We start from the raw sequence: 24,476 nt of genomic DNA on the forward strand, positions 1-24,476 counted from the left end.
TAAAGGAGGAGCCCCGGCGAAGCCGGGGCGGGGGACACCCGCGGAGCAGAGCGCCCACACCCTGGCGGCCCGCGAGGTACAACGAACGAAGGGAAGCTCAGACCTCCGCCGCCTCCACCAGGAAGCGAACGCGCCGCTGCCCCTGCCACTCATCCGCATCCAGCCGGAAAGCAATCTTCACCCGAGAGGGCAGCGGCTCCGTGTGGCCGAACCAGATGCCGTCCACCGGTTCACCCTGGTGCTTGAGCTTCAACGCCAGGTGCTTCTCGCCCACGAGACGCTGCGACACCACCACCACCTCCTCGCAGAACACCGGCGGTGCAAACCCCTGACCCCACACCTCCTGGTGCAAGGTGTCCACCAGGTCCGCGCGACGGTACTTCGTGTCCAGCGGGCCGTCCGCCTCCATGCGGCGTTGCAACGTCGCGGCGTCCAGCCACTCGTGCGCCACCTGCTGCAAGGCCGCCTCGAAAGTCTCCAGCTGCTCCTCATCGATCGTGCAGCCCGCCGCCATCGCATGGCCACCAAACCGCAACAACACCCCCGGATGCCGCTTGGCCACCAGGTCGAGCGCATCGCGCAGATGGAAACCCGCGATCGAGCGCCCCGAGCCCTTGAGCTCGTGCTCCTTGCCCTCGGCACCGCTGGCCGCGAACACAAAAGTGGGGCGGTGCAGCTTGTCCTTCAGCCGCGAGGCCACGATGCCCACCACGCCCTCGTGGAAGTCGGGGTCGAACACCACCAGTGCCGGCGGCGGCTCCTCGGATTCGTCGAACATCTCCTCGGCCATCTGCAAGGCCTGCTCGCGCATGTCGCCCTCGATCGCCTTGCGCTCGCGGTTGATGCCGTCCAGCGTGCGCGCCAGTTCGTCGGCGCGCAGTGCGTCCTCGGTGGTCAGGCACTCGATGCCCAACGTCATGTCGGCCAGGCGGCCCGCTGCGTTCAGGCGTGGGCCCAGGGCGAAGCCGAAGTCGAAACCGGTGGCGGCGGCCGGCTTGCGCGCGGCGGCGTTGAACAGCGCTGTCATGCCCGGCGGCATCGCACCCGCGCGCACCCGCTTCAAGCCCTGCGCCACCAGGCGCCGGTTGTTGGCGTCGAGCTTGACCACGTCGGCCACGGTTCCCAGTGCCACCAGCGGCAGCAGGGTGTCGATCTTGGGCTGGTTCTGCGCGGTGAACACACCGCGCTCGCGCAACTCGGCCCGCAGCGCCAGCAGCACGTAGAACATCACGCCCACCCCCGCGATCGACTTGCTCTCGAAGGCGCAGCCCGGCTGGTTGGGGTTGACGATGATGCAGTCCACCGGCAGGGCGATCCCGCCGTCCTTCAGCGCGGGCAAATGGTGGTCGGTCACGATCACCTCCAGGCCCAGCTCGCGCGCGGCGCGCACACCGTCCACGCTGGCGATGCCGTTGTCCACCGTCACCAGCACGTCGGCTCCCTGGGCCTTCACGCGCTTCGCGATCGAGGGTGTGAGGCCATAGCCGTCCGTCACGCGGTCGGGCACCAGGTAGTTCACCCGGTCGAACCCCAGGGGCGCGCCCAGCAGGCGCAGGCCGCGCAGGCCGACCGCGCAGGCGGTGGCACCGTCGCAGTCGTAGTCGGCCACGATGCAGATGGACTTGCTGGCGGCCATCGCGTCGGCCAACGCGCGCGCGGCCTCCTGGGCGCCGAGCATCGAGGAGGGGGGCAGCAGGCGCGCGAGCGCGTCGTCGAGCTCGTCCTTGCTGGTGATGCCGCGCGCGGCGAACAGGCGCGCCAGCAGGGGGTGCAGGCCGCTTTGCTCCAGCGCCCAGGCGGCACGGGGAGGCACGTCGCGGGTGATGATCTTCATAGGGTGTCCAGGGTCTTCCAGGCCGGGGTGGGGCCAAGCAGGTTCTTGATGAGGCGGCCCAGGCGCGCGCCGGCGCCTCGGGGGGCATTGGTGAAACGCTGCGCGGCGCGTTCGCCGCACAGGGTGAGGGTGACCGCCTCGCCGCGTTGCGCGCGCTCGCGCCACTCGGCGATGGGGCCGGCGTCGAGCTCGGCCCAGGCGTGCTGCCACGCGGCCCAGTCGGCCTGCAGCGCGGCGCGGCGCAGCGCATCGGGCTGGATCGGTTCAGGTTGTGGTGCGATGGGGCGGTCCAGCGCGCCGGCACCGCTGACCCAGAAGCCGTTGACCGGGTGCAGCCGCGCGGCCTCGCGCGCGTCGTGCACGGCGTGGGTGTAGAACAGCATCTGCGCCTCGCTCTGCAGGCGCTTGAGCAGCAGGCCCCCGGCCGGGTTGGCCGTGCTTTCGGCCATCCAGGCCTCCACCGAGCGGCCGCTCACCCGGTCCAGGCTGGCGCAGGCGATGCCGCGCAGCGGCTCCCCGCGCGCGTGCCAGCGCGTGGCCGACTGGTAGGTGAGGGTGATGCCGTCTTCGGCGCAATAGGGCGCCAGGGCGTCGAACAGCGCGCGCGAGTGGTCGTCGCTCAGGCCCAATTGATCACCGGGCAACAGCGTCACCTGTTCCATGCCGACCTGGAAGTGGCAGGGCGTGAACCAGGCCTGGGGCGTGTCGGGTTGCGCGTCTTCCATCGCGGCCCAGGGGATCAGGCCGTCGCCGAAGGGGCAGCCGTCGGCGCGCAGCAGGCCCAGCGCCTGCGCCAAGGCGCGCTCGTGCGGCGGGCTCAGGCTGTGGTCGTCGCCCGCGTCGGTGTAGACGGGCACCAGTTCGGCCAGCAGCGCGGTGAGCTGGGGCAATGGCAAACCCGGGAGCGCGGCGCGGCAGGCGGGGTCGCTCGCGCTGGCGAAAGGAACCAGCAGGTGCAGGCGAGGCTCAGAGGCCGGGTAGGGGGCGGGCATGCCGTGATTGTCGGGGATGCCACAATGCCCGCTGCATCCCACCACCTATTGCATGCAAACCCCTTACGAACTCATTCTGGGCTGGCGCTACACCCGCGCCGGCCGCGCCACCCGGCGCAACGGTTTCATCTCCTTCATCTCGGGCGTGTCCATGCTGGGCATCGCGCTGGGCGTGGCCGCGCTCATCATCGTGCTCTCGGTGATGAACGGCTTCCAGAAGGAAGTGCGCGACCGCATGCTGGGCGTGCTCTCGCACATCGAGGTGTTCGAGCCCAGCGGCCAGGCGATTCCCAACCTGGCCGACACGCTGGCCCGCATCGAGCGCCACCCCGAGGTGGTGGGCGCCGCGCCGTTCGTGGGCGCGCAGGCGCTGATCGCGCGCGGCGAGGACATGAAAGGCGCGCTGGTGCGCGGCATCGACCCCGCGCTCGAACCCAAGGTGACCGACCTGGCAGCGGAACTGGCCGACACCATGCTGCCGCGCCTGGTGCCCGGCGAGTTCGGCGTCATCCTCGGCGGCGAGCTGGCGCGCAGCCTGGGCGTGATCGCGGGCGACAGTGTCACGCTGATCGCGCCCAACGGCCAGGTGACGCCGGCCGGCGTGGTGCCGCGCATCCGCCAGATGACGGTGGTAGGCACCTTCGATTCGGGCCACTTCGAGTACGACTCGGCCCTGGCCCTGCTGCACCAGGATGACGCCGCGCGCATCTTCCGCGTGGAAGGCCCGACCGGCGTGCGCGTGAAGATCAAGAACCTGCACCAGGCGCGCGAGGTGGCCCTGTCCATCGCCTCCGACCTCGACCCCGGCCTGCTGGTGCGCGACTGGACGCGCCAGAACCGCACCTGGTTCGCCGCCGTGCAGCTCGAGAAACGCATGATGTTCATCATCCTCACGCTGATCGTGGCCGTGGCCGCGTTCAACCTCGTGTCCACGCTGGTGATGACGGTGACCGACAAGCGCGCCGACATCGCCATCCTGCGCACGCTGGGCGCAAGCCCGCAGAGCATCATGGGCGTGTTCATGGTGCAGGGCGCCATGGTCGGCATCATCGGCACCGGTGCGGGCCTGCTGCTCGGCCTGGGTGTGGCGTTCAACATCGACACCCTGGTGCCCGCGCTCGAACGCCTGCTGGGCGCGAGCTTCCTGCCGCAGGACATCTACCTCATCAGCCGCATGCCCAGCGATCCGCAGCAGACCGACATCGTGCCGGTCGCGGTGATCTCGCTGGTGCTGGCCTTCCTGGCCACGATCTACCCGAGCTGGCGCGCCAGTCGCGTCAACCCCGCTGAAGCCCTCCGCTATGAGTGAACGGACCCCCACGCTCCACCGCTGCGCGGGTCGCTGCCCCCCGAGGGGGCGCGTTTCGCCTTGGGGCGGCCCGGCGGCGAAACCCCTATGACACAAACAGTACTTCAGGCCCAAGGCCTGACCAAGCGCTTTCACGAAGGCCGGCTCGATGTCACCGTGCTCAAGGGCGTGGACCTCGCGGTGCGCGCGGGCGAAACCGTGGCCATCGTCGGCGCCTCGGGCTCGGGCAAGAGCACCATGCTGCACCTGCTCGGCGGGCTGGACGCGCCCACCAGCGGCAGCGTGCAGCTGATGGGGCAGACCCTCTCGGGCCTGAGCGCCACGCAACAAGGCGCTTTGCGCAACCGGCACCTGGGCTTCGTCTACCAGTTCCACCACCTGCTGCCGGAGTTCAGCGCGCGCGACAACGTGGCCATGCCGCTGTGGATCCGCCGCCTGCCGCGCGCCGAGGCGGCGCAGCAGGCCGAGCAGATGCTCGCGCGCGTGGGCCTGGGCGAGCGCCTGCACCACCGGCCGGCCGAGCTGTCGGGCGGCGAGCGCCAGCGCGTGGCGATCGCGCGCGCGCTGGTGACACAACCGGCCTGCGTGCTGGCCGACGAGCCCACCGGCAACCTGGACCGCAGCACCGCCGAGGGCGTGTTCCAGCTCATGCTGGAACTGGCCCGCGACCAGGGCACGGCCTTCATCGTCGTCACGCACGACGAGGCCCTGGCGGCCCGCTGCGCCCGTGTGCTGCGGCTGACGGCAGGGGTCCTGACTTAAGGCGATCCGCCGCCGGGCCGCTCCCAAGGCGGATCAGCCCCCTTGGGGGGCAGCGACCCGCGCAGCGGCGGAGCGTGGGGGCTCAGGGTTTTGTTCGGGTGAAGCGCAGCGGCTTGTCCAGCCCCTGCACGTGCATCAGCATCGTCCTCCCATTCACTTCCAGACGTTGGGCCTTCTGCAGCGCGTCCAGGTAGCGCGTCTCCTGGTCGTTCACCGCTTCAGGGCAGGCCATGCGCGTGCCGCCGAGCTGGCCGAAGGCCACGCGGTCCTGCATCAGGGTGTACGAACCGAAGAAGCGGTTGCACGAGCTGTTGCCGGCCACGCGCCCGGCTTCCGGGAAGGCGAGGGTGGCCTGCACACGGTCCAGCACGCCGCGCCCACCCAGGTCTTCCAGCTGCCATTCGCTGCCCACCAGCGGGGCAGGGGCGGGCACGCCCGGCAGGGCGCAGGCGCTGAGCGCCAGCAGGGCGGGAACAGCAAGCCAGGCGAGGCGGGTGGTGTGTGACATGGTGATTTCCTCCTTGTTGCGGGTTGAGCGTTCGGGTGGGCAAGCGGCTTGCCGGCACAATGGCCCGTTATACCGCCATGTGGATCGACACACACTGCCATCTGGATGCGCCCGAGTTCGGCGCCGACCACGCGCTCGCGATCAGCCTGCGTGAAATCGCGGCCGCGCGCGGCGTGGGCCGGTGCGTCATTCCCGCCGTGGCGCGCTTCAATTTCGACACCGTGCGCCTGCTCGCGCACCGCCTGGGCGACGCCTATGCGCTGGGCATCCACCCGCTGTGCGTGCCCAAGGCGACGGAAGACGACCTCACGGCCCTGGACGCGGTGCTCACCGATCATCGCGACGATCCCCGCCTCGTGGCGGTGGGTGAGATCGGTCTGGATTTTTTCGTGCCAGAGCTCTGCACCCCCGAGATGCGTGAGCGGCAGACCGCCTTCTACCGCGCGCAGCTTCGGCTCGCGCGAAAGCACGGCCTGCCGGTGATCGTGCACGTGCGGCGAAGCGCCGATCTGTTGCTCAAGCATTTGCGTGAACTGCCGGCGACCGGCATCGCGCACGCCTTCAACGGCAGCGAACAGCAGGCGCAGGCTTTCATCGATCTGGGTTTCAAGCTGGGCTTTGGTGGCGCAAGCACCTTCGAACCCGCGCGCCAGTTGCGCCGGCTCGCGGCCGCATTGCCCTTGTCGGCGTTGGTGATGGAGACCGACGCGCCGGACATTCCGCCGCATTGGCTGTACGTGACGGCGGCCGAGCGTGAGGCCGGGCGCGCGCAGGGCATCAACAGCCCGGCGGAGCTGCCGCGCATTGGGGCGGTGGTGGCGGATTTGCGGGGCATGCCGGTGGAGGATCTGATGGTGGCGAGCACCGCGAATGCCCTGGCGGCATTGCCACGGCTGGGGGCTTTGGCATGAGCCGGTTGCAGGGTCTGGCACCGGTGTTGAGCGCGAACACGCGGGTGTTGGTGCTGGGCAGTTTTCCGGGGGTGGCGTCGTTGCGGGCACAGCAGTATTACGGTCATCCACAGAACCATTTCTGGAAGATCCTGGGGGCTTTGTGGGCCTTGCCTTTGCCGGCGATGGTGTACGCGGAGCGGGTGGCGGCGTTGCGCGAGCATGGGCTGGGGGTGTGGGATGTGTACGGGGCCTGCGAGCGCGAGGGGAGCCTGGACGCCAACATTCTGAATGCGGAGTTGAACGATTTTTCGATGGTGCTGCGTGAGTGCCCGATGCTGGAGGCGATCGCCCACAACGGGGGCGAGAGTTTCCGGCATTCGCGACACACGGAGAAGCTGGGGGTGCCGGTGTACCGCTTGCCTTCCACGAGTCCGGCGAATGCGAGTTGGAGTTTTGATCGCAAGCTGGCGGCTTGGGCCGAGGTGCTGCGTCGGCATGGGGTGGGGGGCTGAGGTTTTTGGGGTGGGACCTCGCGGGCCCGGAGCGATGGGGCGCTCTGCTCCGCGGGTGTCCCCCGAACCGGCTTCGCCGGTTCTCCTCCTTTACCCCGCTGCGCAGAACGCCCCATCGCTCCGGGCCGACAACAGGCAGGCACACGAATCTCTCGCTACCAACCCTGCGGTTCGGGGCGGGGGGGCCGACGCAGCGAAGTAAAGGAGGAGACCCGGCAAAGCCGGGTCGGGGGACATGAGCGGAGTCGGCCCCCCGCCCCGAACCGCAGGGAGCCGCCGGAGAAAAACCCAACCCGACACAGTGTTCATAATCGTCCTCCCAAGGCCAGACACCAAGATGCAGCATTCCCCCCACCCCTCCGAACAATTCCCGCGCAACAGCGAGGGCAAGGCATGAAGGCCGGCGCCAACGCCGCCGCTCGCGCACGGCGCTCGGTCCAGACCTTGCCGGACGTGACCATCTCCGAAGACAGCGAAGTGCGCTTCCTGCACCTGGGCACCGAATGGATCCAGGGCTCGATGCTGCTGGAGTCGCCGTTCGACATCGAACTCGACTACGTCCAGCGCATGATGGCCTGGCTGCTCTTCGTCGATCCGGACTCGGTGCCCAAACGCCGCGCACTGCAGCTCGGCCTGGGCTCCGCCGCGCTCACCAAGTTCTGCTTCAAGAAACTGCGCATGGACACCACCGCCATCGAGATCAACCCGCAGGTGGTCGCGGTGTGCCGGCAGTGGTTCAAGTTGCCCGCCGACGGACCGCGCCTGCGCGTGCTGCTGGCCGACGCGGGAGAAGAAATCCGCCGTGCCGACCACACCGGCGCCTACGACGCGCTGCAGGTCGACCTCTACGACCACGAGGCCGCCGCGCCCGTGCTCGACAGCCCCGACTTCTACGCCGATTGCCGCGCCGCGCTCACCGACGACGGCTGCCTGACCGTCAACCTCTTCGGCCGTGACGCCAGCTACGAGCGCTCGCTGCAAAGCATCTGCGCCGCCTTCGGCACCGACGCGGTCTGGGCCTTCAAGCCCACCCGCGAAGGCAACACCGTGGTGCTGGCCCAACGCACCGCCGAGCGGCCCACCCGCATGGCCCTGCTGGCGCGCGCCGAAGCGGTGCAGGCGCGCTGGGGTTTACCCGCTGTGAAGTGGCTGCGGCTGTTCAAACCGGTATCCTGATCGACGCATGAAGACCCCGCCGACGCCACCGCAGCAACAACAGAAGACATTCGATGGCCCGCTCGACTGGCGCAGCCTCGTGGGCTGGCTGTGCGAGGACGGTGTGATCTCCGCCGAGGAGGCCGAGCGAACCACCACGCGCTGCGCGTCGGCGCACAGTTCGCAGCACCCGCTGCAGCGGCTGGCGGTGGTGGGCATGTCGCGCAGGGCCGACCAGCATGTGCTCGACGTGGAGATGCTCACGCAATGGCTCGCCCAACGCAGCGGCCTGGAGTACATGCGCATCGACCCGCTCAAGGTCGATGTGGGCAAGGTGGCCGACGTGATGAGCGCCGCCTACGCCGAACGCCACAAGGTGCTGCCGGTGCTGGTGAGCCCGAGCGAGGTGGTGGTGGCCACGGCCGAGCCCTTCATCCGCGACTGGGTGCCCGAGGTGGAGCGCCAGACCCGGCGCAGCGTGCGCCTGGTGCTCTCCAGCCCGCAGTCCATCAAGAGCTTCACCGGGGAGTTCTTCGCGCTGGCCAAGTCGGTGCGCGCGGCCAACAAGAGCGGCGCGCCGGGCGGCTTCGGCAGCTTCGAACAGCTGGTGGAACTGGGCAAGGCCAACAAGCAGCTCGACGCCAACGACCAGGGTGTGGTGCAGGTGGTGGACTGGCTCTGGCAATACGCCTTCGACCAGCGCGCCAGCGACATCCACCTCGAACCCCGGCGCGAGCAGGGTGTGATCCGCTTCCGCATCGACGGCGTGCTGCACCCCGTCTACCAGATGCCCATCGGCGTGATGAACGCGATGACCGCGCGCATCAAGCTGCTGGGCCGCATGGACGTGGTCGAGCGGCGCCGCCCGCAGGACGGCCGCATCAAGACCCTGCGCCCGGGCGTGGGCGGCGCGCGCGGCGACGAGGTGGAGATGCGCCTGTCCACCCTGCCCACCGCGTTCGGTGAAAAGCTGGTCATGCGCATCTTCGACCCCGAGTCCACCGTGAAGGACCTCAGCGCCCTGGGCTTCGCCGCGCACGACGCGCAGCGCTGGGAAGGCCTCACGCGGCACCCGCACGGCATCGTGCTCGTGACCGGCCCCACCGGCTCGGGCAAAACCACCACGCTGTACGCCACGCTCAAGCGCCTGGCCACGGAAGAGGTGAATGTGAGCACGGTGGAAGACCCGATCGAGATGATCGAGCCGGCTTTCAACCAGACCCAGGTGCAACCCCACCTGGATCTCGATTTCGCGCAGGGCCTGCGCTCGCTGATGCGGCAGGACCCGGACATCATCATGGTGGGCGAGGTGCGCGACCTGGCCACCGCCGAAATGGCGGTGCAGGCCGCGCTCACCGGTCACCTGGTGTTCACCACGCTGCACACCAACGACGCGCCCTCGGCCATCATGCGGCTGATGGAGCTGGGCATCCCGCCCTACCTGATCAACGCAACCGTGCTGGGCGTGCTCGCCCAGCGCCTGGTGCGCACGATGTGCCCGGCCTGCCGCAAGCCACAGGACCAGGACGAGATCGCGGCCTCGCGGGCGACGCTGACCGAGCTGGTCAAGCCCTGGCAGGTCAGCGGCAGCTACCGGCCCTACCAGCCGGTGGGTTGCGTGGACTGCCGCATGACCGGCTTCCGAGGCCGCATGGGCCTGTACGAACTGCTGGTGGTCACCGAGGCCTTCAAGGACAAGGTCAGCCGCGAGCCCGTGCTCGACGCGCTGCGCCGGCAGGCCGTGCAGGATGGCATGCGGCCGCTGCGCCTGGCGGGCGCGGCGCGCGTGGCCGAGGGCCTGACCACCATGGACGAGGTGCTGGCCTGCACGCCGCCCGTGCAATGAGCCGTCCGCGCGGTCACCACGACGCATGATCAAGAACCTGCAGGACTTTCTGGCCGGGCTGCTGTTCCTGGCCCTGGGCGTCGGTTTCGGCTGGGCCGCCTCGCGCCATGTGCTGGGCTCGGCGGCGCAGATGGGCCCGGGGTATGTGCCGCTGCTGCTGGGCCTCGTGCTGGCGCTGCTGGGCCTGCTCATTCTGTTCAAGGCGCTGACCTTCGAGGCCCTGGGCGGCGGGCGCGTGCGGCACTGGGGCTGGGGCCCCTTGCTGCGCGTGCTCGGCGGCCTCTTGTGGCTGGCCTTGTGCAGCGGGCCGGCGCAGTGGCCATGGATCGGGGCCTGGTTCACTGGCTGGCCCACGCTGGGTTTGGCGGCGGGGGTGTCGGGTCTGGTGCTGGCGGTGGTGCCGGGTGAGCCCGGCGGCGCCAGCGGCCGCGTGTGGTTGTGGGCCATCGCGCTGGCGGCGGTGGTGTGTGCGCTGTGGATCGGCCCCCTGGGGCTGGACCTGCCGCTGTGGCCCACGCGCGCCTTGCGCTGAATACCGCAGGGACGCACGGGCATGGTGGACTTTTCCTGGTGGGATTCGCTGGCGCAGGGACTGGCCGCGGTGTGGGGCTGGCAGGCGCTGGGCCTGATCGCGCTCGGTGTGCTGCTGGGCAGCGTGTTCGGCGTGCTGCCGGGCCTGGGGCCGGTGGCCGCCATCGCGCTGCTGCTGCCGGCCACGCTGGGCCTGCCCGCGCTGCCCGCGCTGCTGGTGCTCGCGGGCGTCTACTACGGCGCGCAGTACGGAGGCTCGCTGCCGGCGATCGTGCTCGACCAGCCTGGCGAGGCCTCGTCGGTGATGACCAGCCACGACGGGCATCCGATGGCCTTGCAGGGCCGGGCGGGCGTGGCGCTGTCCGTGGCGACCATCAGTTCGTTCGCCGCCGGTTGCCTGGCCATCGCGCTGGTGGTCCTGCTTGCGCCGGCGGTGGTGTCCCTGGGCCTGCAGTTCGGTGCGGCCGAGCGGTTCCTGCTGCTGGTTGTCGGGCTGGTGGGCGCGACGGTGCTGGCTTCGGGTTCGTTCCTCAAGGCGCTGGCCATGACGGTGCTGGGCCTGTTGCTCGGCCTGACGGGCTGGGACGTGCACACCGGCACCGCGCGCTTCGTGCCCGAAGGCCTGGAGCCCTGGATGGGGCGCCACCACGGCCTGACCGAAGGCGTGGGCTTCATCGCGCTGGCGCTGGGCTTTTTCGTGGTCGCGCCGGTGGCGGCCGAACTGGCGGGCCTCTCCGCCCTGGCGCCTGCGGCGCCTGTGCGAGAGACGCCCCCGAGCACATCGGTGGTCTCGGGCATGGCGATGCGGCCCACGCGCGAGGAACTCAGGGACGCGCTGCCGGCCCTGCTGCGCGGCACCGGCCTGGGTGCGGTGCTCGGCGTGGTGCCGGGCGGCGGTGCGCTGCTGTCCTCGCTGGCGGCGTACCGGCTGGAAGTGATGGTCTCGCGCCACCGCACGCCGCCACTGGGCCAGGGCAACCTGCGCGGCGTGGCCGCGCCCGAGGCCGCCAACAACGCGGGCGCGCAGACCGCCTACCTGCCCATGCTGGCCCTGGGCCTGCCGCCCAACACCGTGATGGCGCTGCTGCTGGGCGCGCTCGGCCTGCACGCCATCGAGCCCGGCCCCTCGGTCATGGGCGTGCAGCCCTCGCTGTTCTGGGGCTTGCTGGTGTCCATGTGGGTGGGCAACCTGCTGTTGCTGCTGCTCAACCTGCCGCTGGCGCGCTGGTGGGCGCCTGTGCTGCTGGGCGTGTTGCGCGTGCCGCGCCGCGCGGTGCTGGCCGGCCTGCTGGTGGCCGCCGGCCTGGGCGCGCTGGCGCTCGGCCCGCACGGCTGGGGCGTGTGGCTGGTCATCGGGCTGGGCCTGCTGGGCTTCGTGCTGCAGCGCCTGGGCTGCGAGGGCGTGGCGCTGTTGCTGGGCTTCGTGCTCGCCCCGGGCTTGGAAGAGCAACTGCGCCGCACGCTGCGGCTCTCGCGCGGCGACTGGTTCGTGTTCCTGGAGCGGCCGGTCTCGGCACTGCTGCTGATGGTGGCCATCCTGTTGCTGCTGGTCGTGGTGCTGCAGCCGCGCCGGCGCGCGCCGGACTGACGCAGCCTGCCATCGCCAAAGACGAAGCCCCGCGCGCCACGGGCCCTTCCCCGCGCCCGGATAATCGACTGGATGCCCGCCGCGCCTTCCGCTTCCCACCCCTCGCCCCACCTCGCCACCGGCCTGCTGTTGGCCAGCGCGGGCTCCATTGCCTTCAGCGGCAAGGCCATCATCGTCAAGCTGGCCTACCGGCATGGGGTCGATGCGGTCACGCTCATCATGTACCGCATGCTGTTCGCGCTGCCGCTGTTCCTGGCGCTGGCCTGGTGGGCCAGCCACCGGCCCGGTGGCGAGAAGCCGGCGCCGCTGTCGCGGCACGACTGGCTGGGCGTGTTCGGCCTGGGCTTCACCGGTTATTACCTCGCGAGCTTTCTGGATTTCTGGGGCCTGCAGTACATCAGCGCGAGCCTGGAGCGGCTGATCCTGTACCTCAACCCCACGCTGGTGCTGCTGCTGGGCTGGGTGATCTACAAGCGGCGCGTCACCGGCTTGCAGGCCATCGCCATGGCCGTGAGCTATGGCGGGGTGGTGCTGGTGTTCGGCCACGAGGCGGGTTTCCAGGGGCCCAATGTCTGGCTGGGCACGGTGCTGGTGTTCGGCAGCGCCGTGAGTTACGCCATCTACCTCGTGTACAGCGGCGAACTCGTCAAGCGGCTGGGTTCCATGCGACTGGTGGGTCTGGCCACCAGCGTGGCCTGCGTGCTGTGCCTGCTGCAGTTCGTGCTGCTGCGGCCGATGAGCGCGGCTGCCGTGGCACCCGAAGTGATCTGGCTCTCGCTGCTCAACGCCACCCTGTGCACCTTTGCGCCGGTGGTGATGGTGATGATGGCGATCGAGCGCATCGGCGCCGGCCTGTCGGCGCAGACGGGGATGATCGGCCCCATGTCCACCATCGTGATGGGCGTGCTGATCCTGGACGAACCTTTCAACCGCTGGATCGTCGCGGGCACGGTGCTGGTGCTCGGCGGCGTCTTCCTGGTGACGCGCTTCGGCTCGGCACCGAAAAAATAACCTCAGGAGATTCACATGGATTTGGGCATCAAGGGCAAATGGGCGCTGGTGTGCGGCGCGAGCAAGGGTCTGGGCCTGGGCTGCGCGCAGGCGCTCGCGGCCGAGGGCGTCAACGTGGTGCTGGTCGCGCGCGGCGCGGCCGACCTCGACGCGGCGGTGGGCGCGCTGCGCGCTGCGGCACCTGGCGTCAACGTGCTGGGCGTGGCGGCCGATATCACCACGACCGAAGGCCGCGCGGCCGCGCTGTCGGTGGCGGGCGGGCCGGGCAAGGCCTTCGACATCCTGGTCAACAACGCCGGCGGCCCACCGCCGGGCGATTTCCGTTCGTGGGAGCGCGACGACTGGATCCAGGCGCTGGACGCCAACATGCTCACGCCGATCGAACTCATCAAGGCCTTGGTGGATGGCATGGCGCAGCGCGGTTTCGGCCGCATCGTCAACATCACCTCGGGCGCGGTGAAGGCCCCCATCGGCATCCTGGGCCTGTCCAACGGCGCGCGCAGCGGCCTCACGGGTTTCGTGGCCGGTGCCGCGCGCAGCCCGCTGGCCGCGCAGGGCGTGACCATCAACAACCTGCTGCCGGGCGCCTTCGAGACCGACCGCCTCAAGACCACCATGGCCGGTGCCGCCAGCAAGGCGGGTCAGCCGCTGGACGCCGTGATGGACGCGCGCCGCAGCACCATCCCGGCCAAGCGCTTTGGCCACCCGCAGGAGTTCGGCGCGATCTGTGCCTTCCTGTGCAGCGTGCACGCGGGCTACATGACGGGCCAGAACGTGCTGGCCGATGGCGGCGCCTACCCAGGCACGTTCTGAGGCCGCGCGGCACCCTTGCACCAGGCTTGTGCGAGGGTGTCGAAAAGCGGTGAAAACGCACCGCCGAGGCGCATTTTCCGCACCACTTCCATGCGGTTTTTCCGAATGAAAACCGCCGAGAAAAAGTCGTGCGTTGATGCCTCAACTTGTGGGGGTGCCCGTCGATAGTTGGACCACGTCCAACCCTCCTCGATCGCCCGCTCATGCCGTCCCTGATCCGAAACCTGCGCCTGGTCCACAAGCTCGTCCTGCTCGGACTCATCGCCGCCTTGCTGGTGGCCGTGCCCCTGACGGCCTATGTGCGCGACGCGCTGGGTGGACTCGCCGCCATCGAGGCCGAGCGCCAGGGCCTGGCGCCTTCGCGCTCGCTGCTGGAGGTGGTGCGCCTGGCGCAGATCCACCGCGGCATGACGGCCACTGTGCTCGGTGGCAAAGCCGATGCCGAGCCTCAGCGCCAGGCCCGCGCGGCCGAGGTGCAGCAGGCGGTGCAGCGCTTCGAGGCCCTGCTGGCCAGCGACGTGGACGACGCGCGCATCCGCCGCGACTGGCGGGGCATCGTGGAGCAATGGCAGTCGCTGTCGCAGGCGGTGGCCGCGCGCGGTATTGCCGGGCCGGAGAGCTTCGCCCGCCACACCGCGATGATTGCGGGCCTGATCGAGCTCAACGACCGCGTGTCGGACCACTTCGGTCTGACCTCCGACCCGGACAAGTCCACCTACTTCCTGATCATCGGCACGCTGCAGCAGATGCCGCGCCTGACCGAGATGCTGGGCCAGGCGCGCGCGCGCGGGTCCGCGCTGCTGGTGCGCCAGTCGGCCACGCCGGAAGATAAGGCGCAGATCGCCAGCCTGGTCGAGCGCGCGCGCGTCGGTGTGCGCGAGCTCGACATCAGCCTGGAGAAGGCGTTCGAACACGACACCACCCTCAAGTCCCGCCTGGCCGCCTCGCATGCGCAGGCGCGCAACGAATTCGAAGGTGCGCTCAAGCTGGCGCGCGAGCAGATCGTCGAGGCGCCCGTGCTGCAGTACGGATCGGCCGACTACTTCAGGACCACGACCACCGCGATCGACGGCATGTACGGGCTGAGCGACCGCGCGACGAAGGAACTGGGCGTGGAGATCGACAGCCGCTACACCGAACAGCGCGGCGAGCTGGGCTGGGTGCTGGGCACCATCGCGGCGCTGCTGGGCGCGGGCGTGGCCTTCGCGATCGTCATCGGCCGCTCGATCACGCGCCCGGCCGAGCTGGCCCGCACGGTGGCGGCCCGCGTGGCCGCCGGCGACCTGAGCCAGGCCGTGCCATCGGGTGGCGGCGACGAGATGGGTCAGTTGCTCCAGGCCATGTCGACCATGCAGGCCGAACTGACCCGCGTGGTGGGCAGCGTGCGCGGCAACGCCGAGGGCGTGGCCGCGGCCAGCTCGCAGATCGCCCAGGGCAACCACGACCTGTCGGCGCGCACCGAGCAGCAGGCCTCGGCGCTGGAGGAAACCGCCGCCTCGATGGAAGAGCTGAGCTCCACCGTGAAGCTCAACGCCGAGAATGCGCAGCAGGCCAACCGGCTGGCGATCTGCGCCTCCGAAGTGGCCACGCAGGGCGGCGACGCCGTGAGCCGGGTGGTCGACATGATGAAGGGCATCAACGACAGCTCGCGCCAGATCGCCGACATCATCAGCGTGATCGATGGCATCGCCTTCCAGACCAACATCCTGGCGCTCAACGCGGCGGTGGAGGCCGCGCGCGCGGGCGAGCAGGGCCGGGGCTTCGCGGTGGTGGCGGCCGAGGTGCGCAGCCTGGCGCAGCGCAGCGCCGCCGCGGCCAAGGAGATCAAGGGCCTGATCGAGGTGAGCGTGGACCGCGTGGAGCAGGGCACGGCGCTGGTGGACCAGGCCGGCAGCACCATGAGCGAGGTGGTGGGCTCGATCCGCCGCGTGACCGACATCGTGGGCGAGATCAGCGCGGCCAGCCGCGAGCAGAGCGATGGTGTGTCGCAGGTCGGCGAGGCGGTGACGCAGATGGACCAGGCCACGCAGCAGAACGCCGCGCTGGTGGAGGAAAGCGCCGCCGCGGCGCAGAGCCTGAAGTCGCAGGCCGATCAGCTGGTGCAGGCGGTGGCGGCGTTCAGGCTCGCCTGATCACTTTCTCGACGAGACCAGGATGCCGCCCACGATCAGCACGAAACCGAGCGCGTGGTAGAGCCGGGGCAGCTCGCCCAGCAGGGTGGCCGAGAGCAGGGCGGCGAACAGCGGCGTGAGGTTGTTGAAGAACGAGGCCATGGCCGGGCCCACGCGCGCCACGCCGGCGCCCCAGCAGCGGTAGGCCACCAGCGAAGGGCCCACGGCCACGTACACCAGCGCGGCGGCCAGCGGCCAGCCCCACTGGATGGGGTGCTGCCCTTCGGGCAAGGGCGGCAGCGTGAGCCACTCGCCCGCGGCGAACAGGCCCGACCACAGCACGCCCATGACGATCTGCGCAAGCAGGAAGGCGGCCCAGTCGGCCTTGATGTGGGCAGGCTCCGTGCCGGGCTTGGGGCGCACCAGCAGCCAACTGTACCAGGCCCAGAGCAACGAGGCCAGCAGCATCCAGCCGTCGCCCGGCACCAGCTTCACCGCCAGCAGGTGGTCGAGCTCGCCGTGCGAGAGCACCACCGCCACACCGGACAGCGAGAGCAGGGCACCCAGCGCCGCGCGCCGGGAGATGGCCACGCCATAGAAGATCCGACCCAGCAGCAGCATCCAGACCGGCATGCTGGCCGCAACCAGGGTCACGTTCATCGGCGTGGACGTCTTCAAGGCCACGTACTGGAAGGCGTTGTAGCAGCCCACGCCCAGCAGGCCCAGCAGGGCGAAGCGCCGCCAGTGCGGCCACAGGCCGTCGGGGCCCGGGCGCAGCACCCGGCCGGCGAACGGCAGCAACAGCGCGAAGGCCAGGGTCCAGCGCAGGAAGTTCAGCGTGACCGGGGGCACCACGCCTTGCATCATGCGGCCCACCACCGCGTTGCCCGCCCACATCAGGGGCGGAATGACGAGCAGCAGGAGGGTGGTGGGGCTGAGGCGGGCACTGGCGTTCTGGGACATGGCCCGCACTGTACCCGCGAGCCCATGCCCGGCGAGGGCCTGGGGGTGATGCAAGGCGCCATCGGCTGGGCGGGCGTTTCGTGGCAGCATGGCCGCTTTCGAACCCCGAGGAGAACCGAGATGAGCGAACAGACCAGCCGCGCCGTGCGCATCCATGCCGTGGGCGGCCCCGAACAACTGGTGATCGACACCGTGAGCGTGGGTGAACCCGGGCCGGGCCAGGTGCGCATCCGGCACCACGCCATCGGCCTGAACTTCATCGACGTGTACCAGCGCACCGGCCTGTACCCCTTCCCCTTGCCGCTGGCGCTGGGCATGGAAGGCGCGGGCGTGATCGAGGCGGTGGGCGAGGGCGTGACGCACCTCAAGGCGGGCGACCGCGCGGCCTACGCGGGCAACCCGCCAGGCAGCTATTGCGATGTGCGTGTGATGCCGGCGATGAACGTCTGCCGGCTGCCCGACGCGATCGACTTCGAGACCGGCGCGGCCATGATGCTCAAGGGCCTGACCGCGCAGTACCTGCTCAAGCGCTGCCGGCCGGTCGAGGGGCTGGAGGCGGGCGATTTCGTGCTGTTCCACGCCGCTGCCGGGGGCGTGGGCCTGATCGCCTGCCAGTGGGCGAAATCGCTCGGCTTGCAGCTCATCGGCACCGCGGGCTCCGACGAGAAGTGCGCGCTGGCGCTGGAACACGGCGCGGTGCACGCCATCAACTACCGCACCGAGGATTTCGCCGCGCGCGTCAAGGACATCACCAACGGCCAGGGTGTGAAGGTGGTCTACGACTCGGTGGGCAAGGACACCTTCGACAAGTCGCTGGAGTGCCTGCGCCCCTTCGGCCTGATGGCGAGTTTCGGCAATGCCTCGGGCCCGGTGCCGCCGTTCGCGCCCGGCATCCTGGCGTCCAAGGGCTCGCTTTACGTGACGCGCCAGACCCTGTTCGCCCACATCAACAGCCGCGAGCGCACCCAGGCCATGGCCGACGACCTGTTCGCGGTGGTGGAGGGCGGCAAGGTGAAGGTGCGGATCGACCAGCGCTTCGCCCTGACCGATGTGCAGGCTGCGCACAAGAGCCTGGAAGCGCGAGCCACCACCGGTTGCACGGTGCTGTTGCCCTGAACCTCATGCTGCAGCTCCGACACACTGCCCCCGGATCGGGGTGCGCTGGCGTTCTGCGCAGCGAAGTCAAGGAGGAGGCGGCACCAGCCGCCGGGGGACATTCGCGGAGCAGAGCGCCATGGCACTCCGATCCCGCGAGGTCCAGGCGCGAAATCAGGCCGCTTGAGCCTGCCTGGGCATCACTTCCGCCAGGGCCCGCTCCAGGTGCTGAAGCGTGGCGGGCACGTCGTGCCACTTGTCCAGGCCGAACAGGCCGATGCGGAAGGTCTTGAAGTCCGGGCCTTCGTCGCACTGCAGCGGCACGCCGGCGGCGGTCTGCAGGCCTTGCGCGAGGAATTTCTTGCTCGACTGGATGTCGGGGTCGGTGGTGTGGCTCACCACCACGCCCGGCGCCTGGAAGCCGGCCGCGGCCACGCTGGGAAAGCCGTGGCGCACCAGCAGCGCGCGCACCTGCGTGCCCAATGCCAGCTGTTCCTGCCGCACGCGCTCGAAGCCGTAGGCCTCGGTTTCCTTCATGGTCTCGCGCAGGCGGGTGAGCGCGTCGGTGGGCAGGGTGGTGTGGTACGCGTGGCCGCCGCCTTCGTAGGTCTCCATGATCTGCAGCCACTTCTTGAGGTCCATGGCAAACGTGGTGCTCTGCGTGGCGTCGATGGCCGTGCGGGCGCGCTCGCTGAGCATCACCATGGCGCAGCAGGGCGAGCTGCTCCAGCCTTTCTGCGGGGCCGAGATCAGGATGTCGACGCCGGTGGCCTTCATGTCCACCCACATCGCGCCGGAGGCGATGCAGTCGAGCACGAACAGGCCGCCCACCGCATGCACCGCATCGGCCACGGACTTGAGGTAGTCGTCGGGCAGGATCATGCCGGCCGCGGTTTCCACGTGCGGGGCGAACACCAGGGCCGGCTTCTCGCGCGCGATGGTGGCCACCACCTCGTCGATCGGGGCCGGCGCCCAGGGCGCCTGCGCGCCCTCGCCGATGCGGCGCGCCTTCATCACAGTGTGGCTGGCGGGGATGCCACCCATGTCGAAGATCTGCGTCCAGCGGTAGCTGAACCAGCCGTTGCGGATCACCAGCACATGCTTTCCTTGCGCGAACTGGCGCGCCACCGATTCCATGCCGAAGGTGCCGCTGCCGGGCACCAGCACGGCCGAATGCGCGCCGTAGACGCGCTTGAGCATGGCCGAGATGTCGGTCATCACGCCCTGGAAGCGCTTGGACATGTGGTTGAGCGCGCGATCGGTGTAGACGACCGAGAACTCGAGCAGACCGTCGGGGTCGATGTGGGGCAGCAGTCCGGGCATGTTGTCTCCTGTGTCGGGCGCGAAAACGGAGGGCCAGCGTAGCACAGCCCTCCCGGGCTTGCAGCCGTGCGGATCCTCAGAGCCGGCTGGCGTGCGAAGGCGGTGTGGGCTCGCGCAGGCGGCTGGGGGCGAGCACGCCCGCGCTGTCGAGGATGGGGTAGGCGATCGAGCAGATGTGCGAGTTGATGCGCTTCAAGTCGCTGATCAGGTCCAGGTGCAGCGAGCTGGTGTCCATGCTCTGCGGGGTCATGCCGGAGAGCCGGTCCAGGTGGGTGGCGGCGTACTCGCGCTCCATGTCGCGGAAGCGCACCTTCTCTTCCACCAGCTTCTGCGCGTCGCGCACGTTGCCGTTGAGGAACACGCTCATGCCCAGGCGCAGGTTGTCGAGCAGGCGCGCGTGCAGCTCGGTGATCTCGGCCATGCCGGCCTCGGAGAAGCTGCGGCCCTTGCGGATCTTCTTGTCCTCGATGTCCAGCAGCACGCGCTCGACCGTGTCACCAATCTGCTCCATGTTGATGGTGAAGCTGATGATGTCGGTCCAGCGCCGGCTCTCCGCCTCGCTGAGCTGCTGGCGCGAGATCTTGGTGAGGTAGTACTTGATCGAGGAGTAGAGGTTGTCGACGGTGTCGTCGAGCTTGCGCAGGTCCTGCGAGAGCTTGGCGTCGTTGTTGCGGATCACGGTGACCACGCCGCGCAGCATGGTCTCGACCACGTCGGCCTGATGCATGGCCTCGCGCGCGGCGCAGGAGATGGCCAGCGAGGGCGTGGCCAGGGCCGAGGGGTCGAGGTGGTTGGGCCGGTCCAGCGGGCTCTTGTCCTTCTTCAGTGGCAGCAGGCGGTTGACCATGCGGGCGACCGGCTTGGTCAGGCCGATGAAGACCGCGCCGACCATCAGGTTGAAGCTCAGGTGGAACAGCACGGTGAGCGTGGCCGGGTCCTGCACCAGCGGTTGCATGACCTGCAGCCACAGGGGAATGAGCCAGATCGCGATGGCCACGCCCAGCACCTTGAACAGCAGGTTGCCCAGCGGCACCTGGCGGGTGCTGATGCCGGACTTGGCGGTGGTGATCACGGCCAGCAGCCCGCTGCCCAGGTTGGCGCCGAGCACGATGCCCAGGGCCACGTCCAGCCCGACCACCTGCAGCGCCAGGGAGGACGCCAGCAGCACCACCGCGAGGCTGGAGTAGGCCACCACGGCCAGCGCGGCACCCAGCAGGATTTCCAGGAACAGATCGCTGGTGAGCGATTCCAGCATCAGCTGCACCGCGGGGTTCTGCGTCAGCACGCTGGTGGCGGCCGAGATCAGCCGCAGGGCCAGCAGCATCAGGCCCAGGCCGATCAGCACCCGGCCGAAGTCGCCCACGGGCGTGCCCTGGCGCGAGATGAACAGCGTGACGCCCAGGAAGATGAACAGCGGCGAGAGCCAGGACAGGTCGAAGGAGAACACCACCGCCATCAGGCTGGTGCCGATGTCGGCGCCCAACATCACGGCCAGGGCAGCGGGCAGCGCGATCAGGCCGCGGCCCACGAAGGAGGCGGTGATCAGTGCGGTGGCGGTGCTGGACTGCACCAGGGCGGTCACGCCCAGGCCGGAGAGGGCGGCCGTGAAGCGGTTGCCCATGCTCGCGGCGAGGAACTGCCGCAGGTTGCTGCCGAAGACGCGCAGCACGCCGGCCCGCACCAGGTGGGTGCCCCAAACCAGCAAGGCGATGGCCGCGAGAAGGTCCAGCAGATGTTTCATGAACCTCAAAACTATACGCCCCGGAGCGAAGCCCCGTGGGCGGTGCGGACTCGCGAGGCCGCGCGAGGGGTCAGCGGCGGCGGCGCACGCGCAGGATCTCGTCCAGGATCAGGGCCGCGGCACCGACCGAAATGGCGATGTCCGCGAGGTTGAACGAGGGGAAGTGCCCGCCGGGGAAGAGGCCGGCCAGGAAGGACCAGTGGAAGTCGAGGAAGTCCACCACGTAGCCGTGCCACAGGCGGTCGATCACGTTGCCCAGGGCCCCGCCCAGGATGCAGGACAGCGCGAACGCGAACAGCTTCTGGCCCGGGTGCGAGCGCAGCATCCAGACGATGAAGACGGCGGCACCCACGCCCACGGCGGTGAAGAACCAGCGTTGCCAACCCCCCGCGCCCGCCAGGAAGGAGAACGCCGCACCCGTGTTGTGCACGCGCACGAGGTTGAAGAAGCTGGTGACGTGCGTGCTGTCGCCCAGCTGGTAGGCGGCCAGAATCCACTGTTTGGTGAGCTGGTCGGCCACCAGCAGGGCGGCCGCCAGGCCCAGCCAGGGCCAGAGGTGGCTGTTCGCGCTGCGGGTCATGTCAGGCCACCATGCGCGGTTCGCCCGCGCCGAACAGGTTGCTGGTGCAGCGGCCGCACAGCGTGGGGTGGGCGGCGTCCGTGCCCACGTCGTCGCGGTAGTGCCAGCAGCGCTCGCATTTGATGGCACTGGACGGCACGACCTGCACCGATAGCTCGTCACCGGCCAGCAACTCGACGGCCGAGACGATCAGCGCGAATTTCAGGTCATCGCCCAGCGAGGCCAGCAGGGCGTGGTCATCGGCCGGGGCGGTGAGGCGCACGTTGGCCTGCAGCGAGGAACCCACCTGGCCGGCGGTGCGCACGGTCTCGATCTCCTTGTTCACCAGGTTGCGCACTTCGCACAGGCGCGTCCACTTGGCCAGCAGCGCCTCATCGGCGTTGGGCAGCTGGGCGTAGGTCTCGAAGAAGATCGAGCCCTGGTTCTGCGCACCCGCGAGCACCGGCCAGGCTTCTTCGGCGGTAAAGCTCATGAACGGCGCCATCCAGCGCAGCATGGCGTGGGTGATCTGGTGCAGCGCGGTCTGGGCGCTGCGCCGCGCCAGGCTCTTGGGCGCGGTGGTGTAGAGCCGGTCCTTGAGCACGTCGAGGTAGAACGCGCCCAGGTCTTCCGAGCAGTACACCTGCAGCTTGGCCACCACGGGGTGGAACTCGTACACGTCGTAGTGCGCCAGCACCTCGGCCTGGAACTGCGCCGCGCGCGCGAGCGCGTAGCGGTCGATCTCCAGCATCTGGTCCAGGGGCACGGCGTCGGTGGCCGGGTCGAAGTCGCTCACGTTGGCGAGCAGGAAGCGCAGCGTGTTGCGGATGCGGCGGTAGGCGTCGACCACGCGAGCGAGGATCTTGTCGTCGCCCGCGATGTCGCCCGAGTAGTCGCTCGCGGCCACCCACAGGCGGATGATCTCGGCGCCGAGCTTCTTGGTCACGTCCTGCGGGTCGATGCCGTTGCCGAGCGACTTGCTCATCTTGCGGCCCTGGCTGTCCACGGTGAAGCCGTGGGTGAGCAGGCCTCGGTAGGGCGCGCGGTCGTGCAGCGCGCAGCCCAGCAGCAGCGAGGAATGGAACCAGCCCCGGTGCTGGTCGTGGCCTTCGAGGTACAGATCGGCCTCAGGTCCTTGCGAGTGGAAGGCACCGTTGACGTAGGCCTTGGCGTGGCTGCCGCGCAGCACGTGCTGGAAGGTCGAGCCGGAGTCGAACCAGACCTCCAGGATGTCCTGGCTCTTGGTGTAGTTCGGCGCGTCCTGCGCACCCAGGATGTCCTCGGCCGTCACGCGGCTCCAGGCCTCGATGCCGCCTTTCTCGACGATGTCGGCGGCCTGGTCAAGGATCTCCATGGTGCGCGGGTGCAGCTCGCCCGAGTCCTTGTGCAGGAAGAAGGGGATGGGCACGCCCCAGCTGCGCTGGCGCGAGATGCACCAGTCGGGCCGGTTGGCGATCATGTCGTGCAGGCGCGCCTTGCCGTTCTCCGGGAAGAAGTGGGTGTGCTCGATCGCGTCCAGCGCCGTCTGGCGCAGGGTGCGAGGCGCCTTGTCCTTGGTGAACACGCCCTCGCCCTCGTCCATGCGGATGAACCACTGCGCGGCGGCGCGGTAGATCACCGGCGTCTTGTGGCGCCAGCAGTGCGGGTAGCTGTGGGTGATGGGCTGCGTCGCCATGAGGCGACCAGCGTTCTTCAGCGCCTCCAGGATGGCCGGCACAGCCTTCCAGATGTGCTGGCCGCCGAACAGCGGGAAGTCGGCCGCGTAGGTGCCGTTGCCCTGCACCGGGTTGAGGATGTCGTCGTAGGTCAGGCCATGCGACACGCAGGAGTTGAAGTCGTCCAGGCCGTAGGCCGGGGCCGAGTGCACGATGCCGGTGCCGTCGCTGTCGCTCACGTAGTCGGCCAGGTACAGCGGCGAGAGGCGGCGGTAGCCGGCGTCCACGTCGTACAGGGGGTGGCGGAAGCTCAGGTCGCGCAGGGCCTCGCCGGGGGCGGTGGCGATCACCTGGCCTTCGAGCTGGAAGCGTTCCAGGCATTTCTCGACCAGCGACTCGGCCAGCAGCAGCACGCCGCGCGGTGTGTCGACCAGCGCGTAGCCCAGGGCCGGGTGGGCGTTGAGCGCCTGGTTGGCCGGGATGGTCCAGGCGGTGGTGGTCCAGATGACGGCGAAGGCGGTCTTGCCGGCTGGCAGTGCGGCCAGGCCGAAGGCCTTGGCGAGCGCGGCCGGGTCGTTGGCTTCGAAAGCCACGTCCAGCGTGTCGCTCTTCTTGTCGGCGTACTCGATCTCGAACTCGGCCAGCGAGGAGCCGCAGTCGAAGCACCAGTACACAGGCTTGAGGCCGCGGTAGACGAAGCCACGCTCGATCACGCGCTTGAAGGCACGGATCTCGCCCGCCTCGTTGGCCGGGTCCATGGTGCGGTAGGGGCGCTCCCAGTCGCCCAGGATGCCCAGGCGCTTGAAGTCCTCGCGCTGCAGGCCGATCTGTTCGGTGGCGTAGGCGCGGCTCTTGGCCTGCATGTCGTCGCGGCTGAGGTTGCGGCCGTGCTTTTTCTCGATCGCGTTCTCGATCGGCAGGCCGTGGCAGTCCCAGCCGGGGATGTACTGGGCGTCGAAGCCGGCCAGCTGGCGGCTTTTGACGATCATGTCCTTGAGCACCTTGTTGACGGCGTGGCCCATGTGGATCTGGCCGTTGGCGTAGGGCGGGCCGTCGTGCAGCACGAACAGCGCCGCGCCTTCGCGGGCATCGCGCAGGCGCTTGTAGAGGCCTTCCTGGTTCCAGCTGTTCACCCAGCCCGGCTCGCGCTTGGGCAGGTCGCCGCGCATGGGGAAGGGGGTGTCGGGCAGGTTGAGGGTGCTGCGGTAGTCGGTGGGGGTGTCGGACATGACGGGAATTCCATGGTGGCTTCGACAAGCTCAGCCCGAACCGGGG

At 69.6% G+C, this 24,476-nt stretch carries 20 protein-coding genes; 12 read left to right on the forward strand and 8 right to left on the reverse strand.

Features of this window, described 5'->3' with window-relative positions; translation table 11 throughout:
* Positions 1-97: 97 nt before the first annotated feature.
* Both recJ and ACODTB_RS16745 read right to left on the reverse strand, forming a co-directional pair.
* Positions 98-1,834 carry a single-stranded-DNA-specific exonuclease RecJ gene (gene recJ, locus ACODTB_RS16740; RefSeq protein ID WP_291121689.1) on the reverse strand — a complete coding sequence of 579 codons (1,737 nt, stop codon included), beginning with the start codon at positions 1,832-1,834 and terminating at the stop codon, positions 98-100.
* Positions 1,831-2,826, reverse strand: coding sequence for a phosphoglycerate mutase (locus tag ACODTB_RS16745; RefSeq protein ID WP_291121690.1), 996 nt, complete (start codon positions 2,824-2,826; stop codon positions 1,831-1,833). Before ACODTB_RS16745 ends, recJ begins: the two co-directional genes overlap by 4 nt.
* Positions 2,827-2,878: 52 nt before the next feature.
* Between ACODTB_RS16745 and ACODTB_RS16750 the strand changes: the two genes are divergently transcribed.
* Both ACODTB_RS16750 and lolD read left to right on the forward strand, forming a co-directional pair.
* On the forward strand, positions 2,879-4,135 hold the full coding sequence (locus ACODTB_RS16750; protein WP_291121691.1) for a lipoprotein-releasing ABC transporter permease subunit: 1,257 nt from the start codon (positions 2,879-2,881) through the stop codon (positions 4,133-4,135).
* Positions 4,136-4,222: 87 nt separating this feature from the next.
* Positions 4,223-4,897, forward strand: coding sequence for a lipoprotein-releasing ABC transporter ATP-binding protein LolD (lolD, locus tag ACODTB_RS16755; RefSeq protein WP_291121692.1), 675 nt, complete (start codon positions 4,223-4,225; stop codon positions 4,895-4,897).
* 82 nt (positions 4,898-4,979) lie between these two features.
* On the opposite strand, the gene ACODTB_RS16760 is transcribed toward lolD, so the two are convergent.
* A complete protein-coding gene (locus tag ACODTB_RS16760) occupies positions 4,980-5,405 on the reverse strand; it encodes an META domain-containing protein (RefSeq protein WP_488929497.1) in 426 nt (141 codons plus the stop codon).
* 77 nt (positions 5,406-5,482) lie between these two features.
* On the opposite strand from ACODTB_RS16760, the gene ACODTB_RS16765 reads away from it, so the two are divergent.
* The 9 genes from ACODTB_RS16765 to ACODTB_RS16805 all read left to right on the forward strand — a co-directional run bounded on the left by ACODTB_RS16765 (position 5,483) and on the right by ACODTB_RS16805 (position 15,886).
* The gene (locus tag ACODTB_RS16765) at positions 5,483-6,316 is read left to right on the forward strand and encodes a TatD family hydrolase (protein ID WP_488929498.1); all 834 of its coding nucleotides are present in this window, start codon (positions 5,483-5,485) and stop codon (positions 6,314-6,316) included.
* Entirely contained in the window at positions 6,313-6,810 is a 498-nt protein-coding gene (locus tag ACODTB_RS16770) for a DNA-deoxyinosine glycosylase (RefSeq protein WP_291121695.1), read from the forward strand. The genes ACODTB_RS16765 and ACODTB_RS16770 overlap by 4 nt, the downstream gene beginning before the upstream one ends.
* 393 nt (positions 6,811-7,203) lie before the next feature.
* On the forward strand, positions 7,204-7,986 hold the full coding sequence (locus ACODTB_RS16775; protein WP_488929499.1) for a spermine/spermidine synthase domain-containing protein: 783 nt from the start codon (positions 7,204-7,206) through the stop codon (positions 7,984-7,986).
* 7 nt (positions 7,987-7,993) lie between these two features.
* On the forward strand, positions 7,994-9,811 hold the full coding sequence (tfpB, locus tag ACODTB_RS16780; protein WP_488929500.1) for a type IV pilus assembly ATPase TfpB: 1,818 nt from the start codon (positions 7,994-7,996) through the stop codon (positions 9,809-9,811).
* 25 nt (positions 9,812-9,836) lie between these two features.
* A complete protein-coding gene (locus ACODTB_RS16785) occupies positions 9,837-10,343 on the forward strand; it encodes a hypothetical protein (RefSeq protein ID WP_488929501.1) in 507 nt (168 codons plus the stop codon).
* Between the two features lie 21 nt (positions 10,344-10,364).
* Positions 10,365-11,930, forward strand: a complete 1,566-nt coding sequence (locus ACODTB_RS16790) for a tripartite tricarboxylate transporter permease (RefSeq protein WP_488929502.1) — start codon at positions 10,365-10,367, stop codon at positions 11,928-11,930.
* A gap of 72 nt (positions 11,931-12,002) precedes the next feature.
* On the forward strand, positions 12,003-12,941 hold the full coding sequence (locus tag ACODTB_RS16795; protein WP_488929503.1) for a DMT family transporter: 939 nt from the start codon (positions 12,003-12,005) through the stop codon (positions 12,939-12,941).
* Positions 12,942-12,956: 15 nt separating this feature from the next.
* A complete protein-coding gene (locus tag ACODTB_RS16800; protein ID WP_488929504.1) occupies positions 12,957-13,754 on the forward strand; it encodes an SDR family oxidoreductase in 798 nt (265 codons plus the stop codon).
* Between the two features lie 203 nt (positions 13,755-13,957).
* Complete coding sequence (locus tag ACODTB_RS16805) at positions 13,958-15,886, forward strand: methyl-accepting chemotaxis protein (protein ID WP_488929505.1); 1,929 nt, start codon at positions 13,958-13,960, stop codon at positions 15,884-15,886.
* Here ACODTB_RS16805 and ACODTB_RS16810 read toward each other — a convergent pair whose 3' ends face one another.
* Positions 15,887-16,828, reverse strand: a complete 942-nt coding sequence (locus tag ACODTB_RS16810; RefSeq protein ID WP_488929506.1) for a DMT family transporter — start codon at positions 16,826-16,828, stop codon at positions 15,887-15,889.
* A 120-nt stretch (positions 16,829-16,948) separates the two neighbouring features.
* Here ACODTB_RS16810 and ACODTB_RS16815 point away from each other — a divergent pair, with 120 nt between their 5' ends.
* On the forward strand, positions 16,949-17,944 hold the full coding sequence (locus tag ACODTB_RS16815; protein ID WP_488929507.1) for a quinone oxidoreductase family protein: 996 nt from the start codon (positions 16,949-16,951) through the stop codon (positions 17,942-17,944).
* 153 nt (positions 17,945-18,097) lie between these two features.
* Here the strand turns inward: ACODTB_RS16815 and ACODTB_RS16820 are convergent, their stop codons facing one another.
* The 4 genes from ACODTB_RS16820 to ileS form a co-directional block, all read right to left on the reverse strand.
* Positions 18,098-19,246: an aminotransferase class V-fold PLP-dependent enzyme gene (locus ACODTB_RS16820; protein WP_488929508.1), complete on the reverse strand. Its 1,149-nt coding sequence runs from the start codon at positions 19,244-19,246 to the stop codon at positions 18,098-18,100.
* A 76-nt stretch (positions 19,247-19,322) separates the two neighbouring features.
* Positions 19,323-20,987: a Na/Pi cotransporter family protein gene (locus ACODTB_RS16825; RefSeq protein ID WP_488929509.1), complete on the reverse strand. Its 1,665-nt coding sequence runs from the start codon at positions 20,985-20,987 to the stop codon at positions 19,323-19,325.
* 70 nt (positions 20,988-21,057) lie between these two features.
* Positions 21,058-21,567, reverse strand: coding sequence for a signal peptidase II (lspA, locus tag ACODTB_RS16830; RefSeq protein WP_488929510.1), 510 nt, complete (start codon positions 21,565-21,567; stop codon positions 21,058-21,060).
* Between the two features lies 1 nt (position 21,568).
* Positions 21,569-24,430 (reverse strand): isoleucine--tRNA ligase, encoded by a 2,862-nt coding sequence (gene ileS / locus ACODTB_RS16835; protein WP_488929511.1) that lies wholly within the window; start codon positions 24,428-24,430, stop codon positions 21,569-21,571.
* Positions 24,431-24,476: the final 46 nt, after the last annotated feature.

It is taken from the genome of Hydrogenophaga sp. FG152, assembly GCF_057809615.1.

Bases quoted from the DNA above. Each gene is read 5' to 3' on its own strand.
- recJ (WP_291121689.1), bottom strand. From the start codon at position 1,834: ATGAAGATCATCACCCGCGACGTGCCTCCCCGTGCCGCCTGGGCGCTG.
- ACODTB_RS16745 (WP_291121690.1), bottom strand. From the start codon at position 2,826: ATGCCCGCCCCCTACCCGGCCTCTGAGCCTCGCCTGCACCTGCTGGTT.
- ACODTB_RS16750 (WP_291121691.1), top strand. From the start codon at position 2,879: ATGCAAACCCCTTACGAACTCATTCTGGGCTGGCGCTACACCCGCGCC.
- lolD (WP_291121692.1), top strand. From the start codon at position 4,223: ATGACACAAACAGTACTTCAGGCCCAAGGCCTGACCAAGCGCTTTCAC.
- ACODTB_RS16760 (WP_488929497.1), bottom strand. From the start codon at position 5,405: ATGTCACACACCACCCGCCTCGCCTGGCTTGCTGTTCCCGCCCTGCTG.
- ACODTB_RS16765 (WP_488929498.1), top strand. From the start codon at position 5,483: ATGTGGATCGACACACACTGCCATCTGGATGCGCCCGAGTTCGGCGCC.
- ACODTB_RS16770 (WP_291121695.1), top strand. From the start codon at position 6,313: ATGAGCCGGTTGCAGGGTCTGGCACCGGTGTTGAGCGCGAACACGCGG.
- ACODTB_RS16775 (WP_488929499.1), top strand. From the start codon at position 7,204: ATGAAGGCCGGCGCCAACGCCGCCGCTCGCGCACGGCGCTCGGTCCAG.
- tfpB (WP_488929500.1), top strand. From the start codon at position 7,994: ATGAAGACCCCGCCGACGCCACCGCAGCAACAACAGAAGACATTCGAT.
- ACODTB_RS16785 (WP_488929501.1), top strand. From the start codon at position 9,837: ATGATCAAGAACCTGCAGGACTTTCTGGCCGGGCTGCTGTTCCTGGCC.
- ACODTB_RS16790 (WP_488929502.1), top strand. From the start codon at position 10,365: ATGGTGGACTTTTCCTGGTGGGATTCGCTGGCGCAGGGACTGGCCGCG.
- ACODTB_RS16795 (WP_488929503.1), top strand. From the start codon at position 12,003: ATGCCCGCCGCGCCTTCCGCTTCCCACCCCTCGCCCCACCTCGCCACC.
- ACODTB_RS16800 (WP_488929504.1), top strand. From the start codon at position 12,957: ATGGATTTGGGCATCAAGGGCAAATGGGCGCTGGTGTGCGGCGCGAGC.
- ACODTB_RS16805 (WP_488929505.1), top strand. From the start codon at position 13,958: ATGCCGTCCCTGATCCGAAACCTGCGCCTGGTCCACAAGCTCGTCCTG.
- ACODTB_RS16810 (WP_488929506.1), bottom strand. From the start codon at position 16,828: ATGTCCCAGAACGCCAGTGCCCGCCTCAGCCCCACCACCCTCCTGCTG.
- ACODTB_RS16815 (WP_488929507.1), top strand. From the start codon at position 16,949: ATGAGCGAACAGACCAGCCGCGCCGTGCGCATCCATGCCGTGGGCGGC.
- ACODTB_RS16820 (WP_488929508.1), bottom strand. From the start codon at position 19,246: ATGCCCGGACTGCTGCCCCACATCGACCCCGACGGTCTGCTCGAGTTC.
- ACODTB_RS16825 (WP_488929509.1), bottom strand. From the start codon at position 20,987: ATGAAACATCTGCTGGACCTTCTCGCGGCCATCGCCTTGCTGGTTTGG.
- lspA (WP_488929510.1), bottom strand. From the start codon at position 21,567: ATGACCCGCAGCGCGAACAGCCACCTCTGGCCCTGGCTGGGCCTGGCG.
- ileS (WP_488929511.1), bottom strand. From the start codon at position 24,430: ATGTCCGACACCCCCACCGACTACCGCAGCACCCTCAACCTGCCCGAC.